The following is a 12,081-nucleotide window of genomic DNA, read 5'->3' as shown; positions in this document are numbered from 1 at the left end:
ATAAAGATTTCTAAGACGAAGATGAGAGATTTTCACTTAGCGATAAATCCCATTACAGTAATATTTCTTATCACACATTTTGTTTTGAAAAATGCGGTGATCGGAGGAGTTTTATTACACGAGATAGTTCATAATAGATATTAATATGGATAGCATTTCTGGAGTGTATGCATGACAGTTTCCCCTACAAATAAAAAAGTGCGTAAGACGAAAACAACTGCCACTCAAAGCACCGCACAAGGAGGCCCTGTTCAGTCATTAAGTCGTGGACTGACATTATTGGAATATATTTCCGAATCTCCAGGTGGTATCGCCCTAACTGATTTAGCCTTTCAAGCTGGGTTACCCAATTCCACAACACACCGCCTACTCACTACACTTCAACAACATGGTTTTGTTCGCCAAGTCGGAGATTTAGGCTTATGGGTTGTAGGTACACACGCCTTTATTGTCGGCAGTAGTTTTCTGCAAACCCGTAACTTACTTGTTATGGTTCACCCCATCTTACGTCAATTAATGGAAGACTCGGGTGAAACGGTAAATTTGGCAATTCTTGACCAAATTGAATTCGATGCGGTGATTGTCGATCAAGTGCAATGTAATGCGTTAATGCGAATGTCTGCACCTATTGGCGGTAAATTACCCATGCACGCATCGGGTGCGGGTAAAGCGTTTCTTTCCACTTTACCAGAAAATAAATTACTGCCTTTGCTCCAGAAAAAAGGCCTAATGGCTTATACCCCTCATACACGAACACTTCCTTCATCCTTAAAAGAAAATTTAGAACAAGCCCGCAAACAAGGCTTCTCTTTCGATGATGAAGAGCATGCTTTAGGCTTACGCTGTATTGGTGCCTGTATTTATGATGAACACCACCAGCCTTTTGCCGCAATTTCGCTTTCAGGTCCTGTGTCTAGAATGACGGATTCTCGTATCACTGAATTGGGTGCGATGGTGATAAAAGCAGCAAAACAAATTAGCCGTGAATACGGTGGCGTAAAAAGTTAATTCGCCCTCTTTCACCTTCCTCATTGCAAAGTAATGAGGAAGGTATCTCCGCAATTAAACCGATTCAGCTTTTTAAAATGACCGCTTTTACACTTTATTTCCGTTAAATATTAAAAAACTGTTATTTCTCCCCTTAAAAAATTGATGCTGATCACAGATGTTGTTTAAGGTGCATTAAGAGTATTGCAACTCTGCTTGTTACCCGTAACAATGTTACCGGTAACAAATACTATAGCTAATACTTATATTCTCTTTTTATAGCCAATAGTAAAGCTCATCACCCTTGTGTGAATAAAGGAAGCATCATTATGAACCCTAAAGATCATGACCATTTTCAGAACGATTTTACACCTCTAAATGAAACAGTAAAACAGGTTACAGAGCGTATTGTCGCTCGTTCACAATCGACTCGTCGTGCTTATCTGAAAAAAATTGAAGCCGCAAAAAGCCAAACAGTACATCGTGCTCAACTTGCTTGTGGTAATTTGGCTCATGGTTTCGCGGCTTGTCAGACCGATGATAAAAATCGCCTGAAAAATATGGTTCATAATGATATTGCCATTATCACTGCTTACAATGATATGTTGTCAGCTCATCAGCCGTATGAAGATTATCCTCAAAAAATTAAAAAAGCATTACATGCTGTTGGTGCCGTGGGACAAGTGGCAGGCGGTGTTCCTGCAATGTGCGATGGTGTCACTCAGGGTCAAGATGGCATGGAGTTATCACTCCTTAGTCGTGATGTGATTGCAATGTCAGCGGCAGTGGGTTTATCCCATAATATGTTTGATGGTGCGCTGTATTTAGGGATCTGCGATAAAATCGTTCCCGGATTAGCGATGGCTGCACTCTCTTTTGGTCATCTTCCTGCTATTTTTGTTCCTGCGGGCCCTATGACTAGCGGCTTACCCAATAAAGAAAAAGTCCGTATTCGCCAGCTTTATGCTGAAGGTAAAGTAGATCGTAATGCCTTGTTAGAAGCGGAAGCTGCTTCTTATCATAGTATTGGGACTTGTACCTTTTATGGCACAGCAAATTCCAACCAAATGGTGATGGAAATAATGGGGTTACATTTACCTGGCGCTTCTTTTGTGCATCCTAATACGCCATTGCGTGATGCATTGACTGACGCAGCCGCTAGCCAAATTGTGCGTCTCACAGAAAACGCTGGTAACTATCTCCCTATAGGTCAATTAGTTGATGAGAAAGTGATTGTAAATGGCATTATTGCCCTGTTAACAACAGGTGGTTCCACTAATCTCACTATGCACTTAGTCGCAATGGCTCGTGCAGCAGGTATTATTATTAATTGGGATGATTTCTCTGAACTTTCGCAAGTTGTGCCACTTATTGCTCGCATTTATCCTAATGGTCCTGCTGATATTAACCAATTCCAAGCGGCTGGAGGGGTTGCTCTCATCATTCGTGAATTACTGAAAAAAGGCTTAATTCATCGTGATGTAAACACTGTTGCTGGATTTGGTATTGAACGCTATACCTTAGAGCCTTGGTTAAATGACGGCAAACTTGATTGGCGTGAAGGTGCGATAAGCTCTTTAGATAAAGATGTGATTGCTGATATCAATACACCATTCTCATCACACGGTGGTACACAAGTAATGCAAGGTAACTTAGGTAGAGCTGTAATGAAAACCTCTGCGGTACCTGATGAGAATAAAATTATCGAAGCGCCTGCTGTTATTTTTAATAGCCAACATGATATTGCCGCTAAATTTGAAGCTGGTGAGTTAAATAAAGATTGTGTGGTCGTTGTGCGTTATCAAGGGCCACAAGCCAATGGGATGCCTGAATTACATAAATTAATGCCGCCGTTAGGGGTGTTAATGGATAAAGGCTACAAAGTCGCATTAGTTACAGATGGTCGACTTTCAGGCGCATCAGGTAAAGTTCCCGCCGCAATTCATGTTACACCAGAAGCTGTAAATGGTGGTTTATTATCCAAAGTACGTGATGGTGATATCATTCGTGTTAATGGTAAAACAGGTGAGTTAACGTTGCTTGTCGATGAGCAAACATTAAATGCTCGCCAAGATGAAATCCCTGATTTAAGTGCCAATAATACAGGCTGTGGTCGTGAGTTATTCATTAATTTACGCCGTCATTTATCAGGTGCTGAACAAGGTGCTTGTTGCATTGATTTTTAATGTAGACAAGTTTTGAGGCTTAACGAGGAGCAAATTAAATTTATTTGCTCACCACTTTCTGATTAGGAAATACAATCATGGATCATTGGAATACAAGTGCAGAGTCTGTACTAAAATCAGGGCCTGTTGTTCCGGTTATTGTTATCAACCATATTGATGATGCAGTCCCTATTGCAAAAGCTTTAGTCGCCGGTGGTGTAAAAGTCTTAGAAGTGACATTACGTACAGAATGTGCAATTGAAGCTATCCGCCGTATTGCAAAAGAAGTTCCTGAAGCTATTGTAGGCGCGGGAACGGTAATTAATCCTCAACAATTAGCGCAAGTTACTGAAGCGGGTGCTCAATTTGCTATTAGCCCAGGATTAACAGAAGCATTACTCAAAGCGGCTGTTGCGGGAACTATTCCTTTAATTCCAGGGATTTCAACAGTTTCCGAATTAATGCTGGGAATGAGCTACGGTTTAAATGAATTTAAATTTTTCCCAGCGGAAGCTAATGGTGGTGTTAAGGCATTAAAAGCAATTGCAGGGCCATTCTCAACAATTCGCTTCTGCCCAACTGGCGGTATTTCACCAGAAAACTACCGTAACTACCTTGCACTTGAGAGTGTACTTTGTATTGGTGGTTCTTGGTTAGTGCCTAATGATGCAGTGAAAGCAGGTGATTTCCAACGCATTACTGAATTAGCTAAAGAAGCTGTTGCGGGTACTCAGCGTTAATTATCTCTGTACAAAAATAGGTTTTATCCAATAAAGGTAGGTATCCCCTTGTACCTATCTTTATTTTTATCTTTTCCTAGGGCAATTTATTAAGTAAATCGCTTAGTTTGGGAATAGGCATAAACATCTTCGATATACCCTTCTTTAATTTTTTGCTGTTGCTGTTGCCAATATTCTGGTGATAAAAGCTCACGATGTTGAGCTTCAAAATAGTGACAAACTCGCTTATCACTACATAGAAAATAGCGAAATTCTTCAGGAAATACATCATTGAGTGCAACGCTATACCAAGGCTCGCTCGCTAATTCATCTTCAGGGTAGCGAGCAGGAGGGATCGCCCGAAAATTCATATCTGTCATATAACTAATTTCATCATAGTCATAGAAAATCACACGATGATGCCGAGTTACACCAAAGTTTTTAAACAGCATATCACCGGGAAAAATATTCGCTGCAATAAGCTCTTTCAACGCTTGCCCGTAATCTTCAACAACAGCTTTAAGTTGATTGTCATCGCACTGTTCCATATAGATATTGAGCGGTATCATTCTCCGTTCCATATAAAGGTGACGGATCAGTATTTTATCACCTAGATCTTCTAGCTTATTTGGGATCTCTTGTTCAAAAACAGCCATTAATTCAGGGCTAATTCTTTTCTTATCGATCATAAAATTCTCAAACTCTTGGGTATCTGCCATTCGTCCGACACGATCGTGCTCTTTAACTAATTGATAGCACTCTTTTACACGCTCCGCAGTGATCGTTTTTTGTGGTGCAAACTTGTCTTTGATCACTTTAAAAACACGATCATAAGTGGGTAATGTAAATACCAACATCACCATACCTTTCACACCAGGCGCTTCAATAAATTGCTCCGATGAAAAATTCATAAAGGCGAGGTATTCACGATAGTATTCTGTTTTACCGTGTTTTTGACACCCTATTGACATATAAAGCTCAGCGATAGATTTGCTTGGTAATATATCTCTTAACCATGCAACTAATGCCGCAGGAAATGGGGCATAAACCATAAAATAAGAACGGGCAAAACCAAAGACAATACTCGCTTCATCTGCTGAGATAAGGCAGGTATCAATCAGTAATTGCTGCTCAACATTATGAATAGGCAATAAGAATGGAATATATTGATTATTAATCACTATTTTGCCAATCAACCAAGCTGCTTTATTACGATAAAAGAGTTCGTTTGCGATATGAAATACCGCACTCTGCAATTGTTCAGAAGAGAATTGAGCGATAAGTACACTACAAATAGAGTGAATGTCGCGTTGTTTATTTTGCCACGGTAGTCGCAAAGGTAAGCGTGATAAAATGTCTTGCAGTAATGTGGGTAAATCACTCTGAATAACAAACTGTTTTGATAACGGTCGAGGTGCTTGTGTAAAGCGATAAGCGGGTTGAGATGAAAAAACAAATAGGTTTTTTTTATTCAATTCACGATGGTAAAACAGACGACAATAAACAGAATTAAAAAAGCTCTCTGCGATCTCAAACCGAGGGTAATTGGGCAATAATTGCGTATAGTTTTCTTTCACCCTTTGTAGAAAAAGACTTTCTTTATCAATATCATGCCGAATACACTTAAGTTGTTCAACCACTAATCCAACATGATTATCGTATAAACGGATGCGCTCTTTCATCGCGATTTGAACACCATGCCAATCCGCTTGCTCAAAACGATATTGTGCCCCCGAGGTTATCTCAAGGAAGCGACCATATTGGGCATCAAAGCCTTGTAAAATTGTTTGAGCAATTAAATCTTCTGGCGTCATTAACAACCTCACGAAAAAGAGGAGCATCCTGCTCCTGAATTATCACCACAAAAATAGATAATGATATTTTTAAAACTTGTGGTTCGCTGAAACCTAAAACTGTTGTTCTTCTGTTGAGCCCGTTAGTGCCGTCACTGAAGACATACCACCTTGAATAATCGTGGTCACTTTATCAAAATACCCTGTTCCCACTTCTTGCTGATGCGAGGAGAAGGTGTAGCCTTGATTAAGTGCAGCAAACTCTTTTTCTTGCACCTTCTCAACGTAATGTTTCATACCTTCACCCTTGGCATAATCATGTGCCAGATCGAACATGTTAAACCACATGCTGTGAATACCCGCTAAAGTAATAAACTGGAATTTATATCCCATCGCGGAAAGCTCATCTTGGAAATGCGCGATCGTGCGATCATCAAGGTTCTTTTTCCAGTTAAAAGAAGGCGAGCAGTTATAAGCCAGCATTTTTCCGGGATATTTATCGTGAATAGCTTCTGCAAACTTAGCTGCCATTTTCAGATCAGGGAGTGATGTTTCACACCACACCAGATCAGCGTAAGGTGCATAAGCAAGTCCACGACTAATAGCTTGATCAATACCCGCATGGGTACAGAAGAAACCTTCAGGAGTACGTTTTCCTGTTAAGAATGGACTATCGTAAGGATCACAATCTGAAGTTAAGAGATCGGCAGCATCAGCATCTGTTCTGGCAACAAGTAATGTTGGCACATCAGACACATCAGCGGCCAAACGTGCAGCAACAAGCTTTTGTACAGCCTCTTGAGTCGGAACTAATACTTTTCCTCCCATATGACCGCATTTTTTCACTGCTGCTAATTGATCTTCAAAGTGAACACCTGCCGCTCCAGCTTCAATCATTGCTTTCATTAATTCAAAGGCATTTAATACTCCACCAAAACCTGCTTCCGCATCAGCCACAATAGGAAGGAAAAAATCAATATAATCTTTATGTTGAGGACCAATACCATTTGACCACTGAATTTGATCAGCTCGTCTAAACGTATTATTAATACGTTGAACAACATTAGGAACAGAATCAACTGGATATAGCGACTGATCAGGATACATGCTTGCTGCGGTGTTAGCATCAGCAGCCACTTGCCATCCTGAAAGGTAAACAGCTTCTAACCCTGCTTTTGCTTGTTGCAACGCTTGCCCACCAGTTAAAGCACCTAATGCGTTAACATAACCCTTTTTCGATTTTCCATTTAATGATGACCAAAGCCTTTGAGCGCCACGTCTTGCTAAGGTATGTTCTGGGTTAACCGAACCTCTTAATTTAATGACATCTTCAGCGCTATAAGGACGGGTAATGCCTTTCCAGCGAGGTTGTTCCCACTCTTTCTCTAATTGGGCGATTTGCTCTGATCTACTAATAGTCATAAAAACAGCTCCTATAAATACGGTAGTGATGATGTTTGCAGTTTATAAATACGCTTTGACGTATCTTTTTTAATTTAAAAGTTGGTAACCCGGTAAAGTCAGAAAATCGACTAATTCATCTTGGGTTGTAATCTTATCCATCAAAGAAGCCGCTTCTTTAAAACGCCCTTCTTTAAAACGAGTATCACCGACTTCTTGGTGTATCACTTCAAGCTCTTCTTTCAGCATCTTACGAAAGAGATCTTTAGTCACGACTTGCCCATCAGACAGTGTTTTTTGATGGCGGATCCATTGCCAAATAGAGGTACGCGATATTTCCGCTGTTGCTGCATCTTCCATTAATCCATAGATAGGTACGCAACCATTACCAGAAATCCACGCTTCGATATATTGCACAGCAACACGGATATTCGCTCTCATGCCCTTTTCTGTACGTTCACCTGTACAAGGTGCTAATAACATTTCTGCCGTTATTTTTTCATTGCGTTGAACATCAAGTTGGTTTTTTCGAGATCCTAAAATAGGATCAAAAGCAGCTAATACTGTTTCAGCAAGTCCAGGATGAGCAATCCAAGTGCCATCATGGCCATTTGTTGCTTCAAACTCTTTATCGTCAAATACCTTTTTCAAAATAATGCCATTTTGCTCAGGATCTCTACTTGGGATAAATGCAGACATTCCTCCCATCGCAAACGCACCTCGTTTATGGCAAGTTTGAATAAGCAAGCGAGAATAAGCACTTAAGAAAGGTTGAGTCATCGTGATCCCTTGTCTATCAGGTAATACACGATCAGGATAATTTTTTAATGTCTTGATATAGCTAAAAATATAATCCCAACGACCACAATTGAGTCCAACGATATGCTCTTTCATATGAAAAAGAATTTCTTCCATTTGAAAAACAGCGGGTAAGGTTTCAATTAATACTGTGGCTTTAATAGTTCCTGTTGCTAAACCAAAGCGCTTTTCAGTGAAATGAAAAATATCACTCCACCATTTAGCTTCTTGCCATGTTTGCAATTTAGGAATGTAAAAATAAGGGCCACTCCCTTTTTCTAATAAGGCTTTGTGGTTATGGTAAAAATACAAAGCAAAATCAAATAATCCCCCTGCAATAGGTTTCCCTTGCCATAGCACATGCTTCTCAGGAAGATGGAGTCCTCTTACTCTTGCAATCAATACCGCAGGTGACGCTTTAAGTTGATAACATTTACCTTGTTCATTGGTATAAGAAATAGTGCCTTTGACGGCATCACGCAAATTGATCTGACCATCAATTACTTTGTCCCATGTAGGCGCTAAGGAGTCTTCAAAATCCGCCATAAAGACTTTCACATTAGCATTTAGTGCATTGATAACCATTTTGCGATCAACAGGCCCTGTTATTTCCACTCGACGGTCTTGAAGATCTTTAGGTATTGGATTAACTTTCCATTCTGATTTTATAATGGAATCTGATTCCGAAATAAAATTAGGAAGTTCACCATTATCAACTCTGTGTTTCCAGTTATCTCTTTCAACTAATAAAGCATGGCGTCTATCTGAGAAATGATTTACTAAATCAGTTAAAAAACACTTAACATCATGATTTAATATATCCTTTTCCTGTTCACCAAAAGATTGCGTAAAATTTAATTCTTCTGTAGTTAACGATTGTGACATTCTGCATTCCCCTAAAAGCTTTTACACACCTGATTAAGATTAATGCAGTTTTCACAAAAATCAAAAATGAATTCCATTTTTATTTAAATAATTTTTAACAATGTGATTACATCGGTGTTTTTTTATTGTACAAAAATCAGAATTTCAAAATAATTCGAGGGATCTGGAAGAGATCGATAATAGACGGAAAAAAGAATGTTAATGTCTGATGATTTTAGCTATATAGCTTTTTCTTATATGAATATTCTTCATACACCACATGAAGACCTCGACATTTAAAAGGTTATTAGATAAATTCAGGCTTCTAGATGTCTAGATGTATTTTAGAGGTTATTGAAATGCCAATTAGAGTACCCGATGAGCTACCCGCAGTCCGTTGTTTACAAAAAGAGAATGTCTTTGTTATGACATCCAGTAGAGCGAGTATTCAAGATATTCGCCCATTAAAAGTGCTTATCCTTAATTTAATGCCCAAAAAAATAGAAACAGAAAATCAATTTCTACGATTGCTTTCTAATAGCCCTCTTCAAATTGATATTCAATTATTGCGTATTGACTCTCGTGTTCCTAAAAATACCCCGGTAGAGCATCTCGATACTTTCTATTGTGATTTTGACCAAATTAAAGAACAAAATTTCGATGGGCTTATTGTCACGGGTGCGCCATTAGGGCTAGTTGAATTTGAAGATGTGGCTTATTGGGATGAAATAAAAGAAGTCATTACGTGGGCTAAAGAGCATGTGACTTCTACACTCTTTATTTGTTGGGCTGCTCAAGCTGGATTGAATATCTTATACGACCTACCTAAATACACGCTAGAACAAAAAATTTCAGGCGTATATAGTCATAACACTTGCTCACCATTTTCACTGTTAACACGCGGATTTGATGAGACTTTCTTTGCTCCGCATTCTCGCTATGCTGGTTTTCCTATCGAGTTTATTCAAAACAATACTGATTTAGAGATCCTTGCAACATCAGAAGAAGCTGGCGCTTATTTATTTGCATCAAAAGATAAAAGAGTTGTTTTTGCAACTGGGCATCCAGAATACGATCCCAATACACTAGCAGATGAATATCATCGTGATGTTAAAGCGGGGCTAGATCCTAAATTACCCGAAAACTATTTTCCTAATAATGATCCGAGTAAAAAACCTATCGCTTCTTGGCGTAGTCATGGACATTTATTGTTTGCTAATTGGTTGAACTACTATGTTTATCAGATAACACCGTTCGATCTTACCCAAATGAATCCAACATTAGAGTAAAGAAAAACCCCAAAATCAATTTGGGGTTTTAAGATAATCATTACTAAACTAAGAATTATTTATAACGATGAGCCAATGCGTTAGCTGCGATCATTGCATTATAAACATCTTCTTCAGTCACTTTCATTGGCATATTACCCATCGTGTCGCCTTCAGCACAGGCGATTTTAGCAACAGTGCGCCATTCGCTTTCAATGAATTCTTTCATGCCCATATCTTCAAGTGTCAGTGGTAATTCTGCCGCTTTAATAATACGGATCACTTCATCAATTTCTTCTTGTGGTGCATTTTCTAACACTAATTGAGTTAATAAACCGAATACCACTTTTTCACCATGTTGAACTCGGTGTAAAGACTCAACAGCAGACATACCATTATTTACTGCGTGAGCAGCTGCTAAACCACCGGCTTCAGCACCAACACCACTTAGGTAGATTGTTGCTTCAATAGTTTGCTCTAATGCAGGAGTGGTAATTTTGTGGCGAATAGCATCCATTGCTTTATCAATGTTTTCACTTAACATTTCAAAACAAAGTTGTGCTAAACCAAGGCCTGTACGTGATGGACGTTGATTGACTAAATTTAAGCCGTCTGCTTGATAGCAAGCTCGTGCTTCAAAGTAAGTTGCTAAGGCGTCGCCAACACCTGCTGAGAAAAAGCGTTGTGGGGCTGATGCAATAATAGCGGTATCAGCAATAACAACATCTGGATTTTGTGGTAAGAATAAGTATTTATCAAACTCACCATTTTCTTTGTATAAAACAGATAATGCAGTACAAGGTGCATCAGTTGAAGCGATAGTTGGGAATAAAATAACAGGAATGTGTTGATAATAAGCAACGGCTTTAGACACATCTAATGTCTTACCTCCTCCAATCCCAATAATAACGTTTGCTTTATTTTCAACCGCAATTTTACCAAGGCGATTAACTTCTGCCTCAGTACATTCGTAATTAAATTTTTCAACCAGTGAAACAATACCATTTTCTTTTAGAGAAGGTGCCGCTTCTTTAGTTACTTTTTCTAAAAAAAACTCATCACTAATAATAAATGCATTATCACCAAAATCTTTTACATATTTACCGACAGAAGACAGTAATTGGCTACCAATAAAGAATTTTTTTGGCGAGGTTACAGAGCGAGGTAATATAGATGACATAACTAAATTCCTTTATTTTAGATTTTGCTACAAACAGTAGCAGAATTAGTATTTCATCTTACCTCTCATCATAATATGAATCTAGTAAACTCTCTGATAGCCATTACCTAAATCATTTAAATTCATTATTTTTAATTTATATAAAACAAATAGTTATTTTTAGATAATTTTAAAAAAGCAGATTACCTACGTATTTATTACTATAATAAAGGCATCATCACTGTGATGCCATAAAAAGGACAACACAATAAATCGTTATTTGATATACAGTCATGTTATATTCACGCTATAACAATATATTATTTTATTAAGGTGATTTCTTGTGGAAGACGCTGTTATTCTCGTAGATAAAAATGATAATGAGCTAGGAACAATGCCAAAGCTTGAAGCTCATATTGTAGGCGCCTTACATCGAGCCTTTTCAATATTTATTTTTAATTCAAAACAACAATTACTTATTCAGCAACGTGCAATATCTAAATATCACTCTGGTGGTTTATGGGCAAATACATGTTGTAGTCATCCGCTTCCAAACGAATTACTTTCAGATGCTATTCATCGTCGTTTAGATGAAGAATTAGGTATGCAATGTGATATGCAATCTATTGGAACTATTCTGTATAACGAAAAAGTGACAGATGATCTGATAGAGCATGAATTTGATCATCTATTTCTTGGGTTTAGTAACGAATTACCACATAGCAATCCAGATGAAGTGATGAATTATCGTTGGGTTTCTTTAGATACACTCTATCAAGACACTGAAAAAAACCCACAAAATTACAGTGTTTGGTTTCGTTATATATTAAATAGGATGGGGATTGAGCAATTTTCTCGTTGGAGCCAAGGCATTATTTAGCAATTATCTTATTAACAACCTAAATATAAAATCAATTGCTTATTCTT

General features: G+C 38.3%; 9 protein-coding genes. 5 read left to right on the top strand and 4 right to left on the bottom strand.

Features of this window, described 5'->3' with window-relative positions; translation table 11 throughout:
• Positions 1-171 precede the first annotated feature (171 nt).
• From iclR to ACNART_RS16325, 3 genes are all read left to right on the top strand, one after another.
• A complete protein-coding gene (gene iclR / locus ACNART_RS16335; protein ID WP_075673076.1) occupies positions 172-1,008 on the top strand; it encodes a glyoxylate bypass operon transcriptional repressor IclR in 837 nt (278 codons plus the stop codon).
• A gap of 308 nt (positions 1,009-1,316) precedes the next feature.
• Positions 1,317-3,173, top strand: a complete 1,857-nt coding sequence (edd, locus tag ACNART_RS16330) for a phosphogluconate dehydratase (RefSeq protein ID WP_349442943.1) — start codon at positions 1,317-1,319, stop codon at positions 3,171-3,173.
• Between the two features lie 77 nt (positions 3,174-3,250).
• Complete coding sequence (locus ACNART_RS16325; RefSeq protein WP_198620621.1) at positions 3,251-3,892, top strand: bifunctional 4-hydroxy-2-oxoglutarate aldolase/2-dehydro-3-deoxy-phosphogluconate aldolase; 642 nt, start codon at positions 3,251-3,253, stop codon at positions 3,890-3,892.
• Between the two features lie 89 nt (positions 3,893-3,981).
• Here the strand turns inward: ACNART_RS16325 and aceK are convergent, their stop codons facing one another.
• The 3 genes from aceK to aceB form a co-directional block, all read right to left on the bottom strand.
• Positions 3,982-5,691, bottom strand: coding sequence for a bifunctional isocitrate dehydrogenase kinase/phosphatase (gene aceK / locus ACNART_RS16320; protein WP_409281908.1), 1,710 nt, complete (start codon positions 5,689-5,691; stop codon positions 3,982-3,984).
• Between the two features lie 87 nt (positions 5,692-5,778).
• On the bottom strand, positions 5,779-7,086 hold the full coding sequence (aceA, locus tag ACNART_RS16315) for an isocitrate lyase (RefSeq protein WP_109373146.1): 1,308 nt from the start codon (positions 7,084-7,086) through the stop codon (positions 5,779-5,781).
• Positions 7,087-7,155: 69 nt separating this feature from the next.
• Complete coding sequence (gene aceB / locus ACNART_RS16310; RefSeq protein WP_198632744.1) at positions 7,156-8,748, bottom strand: malate synthase A; 1,593 nt, start codon at positions 8,746-8,748, stop codon at positions 7,156-7,158.
• Positions 8,749-9,086: 338 nt separating this feature from the next.
• Here aceB and metA point away from each other — a divergent pair, with 338 nt between their 5' ends.
• Positions 9,087-10,016, top strand: coding sequence for a homoserine O-acetyltransferase MetA (gene metA / locus ACNART_RS16305; RefSeq protein ID WP_198620632.1), 930 nt, complete (start codon positions 9,087-9,089; stop codon positions 10,014-10,016).
• Positions 10,017-10,071: 55 nt separating this feature from the next.
• On the opposite strand, the gene ACNART_RS16300 is transcribed toward metA, so the two are convergent.
• Positions 10,072-11,175, bottom strand: a complete 1,104-nt coding sequence (locus ACNART_RS16300; RefSeq protein ID WP_109373143.1) for a glycerol dehydrogenase — start codon at positions 11,173-11,175, stop codon at positions 10,072-10,074.
• Between the two features lie 322 nt (positions 11,176-11,497).
• Here ACNART_RS16300 and idi point away from each other — a divergent pair, with 322 nt between their 5' ends.
• Positions 11,498-12,034, top strand: coding sequence for an isopentenyl-diphosphate Delta-isomerase (gene idi, locus ACNART_RS16295; RefSeq protein WP_198620624.1), 537 nt, complete (start codon positions 11,498-11,500; stop codon positions 12,032-12,034).
• Positions 12,035-12,081: the final 47 nt, after the last annotated feature.

It is taken from the genome of Proteus sp. LHD240705, from assembly GCF_047921555.1.
Taxonomy (GTDB): Bacteria; Pseudomonadota; Gammaproteobacteria; order Enterobacterales; family Enterobacteriaceae; genus Proteus.
The sequence above is the reverse complement of the archived record's forward strand: the minus strand, read 5'-3'. Positions and strand labels throughout refer to the sequence as shown.

Bases quoted from the DNA above. Each gene is read 5' to 3' on its own strand.
- iclR (WP_075673076.1), top strand. From the start codon at position 172: ATGACAGTTTCCCCTACAAATAAAAAAGTGCGTAAGACGAAAACAACT.
- edd (WP_349442943.1), top strand. From the start codon at position 1,317: ATGAACCCTAAAGATCATGACCATTTTCAGAACGATTTTACACCTCTA.
- ACNART_RS16325 (WP_198620621.1), top strand. From the start codon at position 3,251: ATGGATCATTGGAATACAAGTGCAGAGTCTGTACTAAAATCAGGGCCT.
- aceA (WP_109373146.1), bottom strand. From the start codon at position 7,086: ATGACTATTAGTAGATCAGAGCAAATCGCCCAATTAGAGAAAGAGTGG.
- aceB (WP_198632744.1), bottom strand. From the start codon at position 8,748: ATGTCACAATCGTTAACTACAGAAGAATTAAATTTTACGCAATCTTTT.
- metA (WP_198620632.1), top strand. From the start codon at position 9,087: ATGCCAATTAGAGTACCCGATGAGCTACCCGCAGTCCGTTGTTTACAA.
- ACNART_RS16300 (WP_109373143.1), bottom strand. From the start codon at position 11,175: ATGTCATCTATATTACCTCGCTCTGTAACCTCGCCAAAAAAATTCTTT.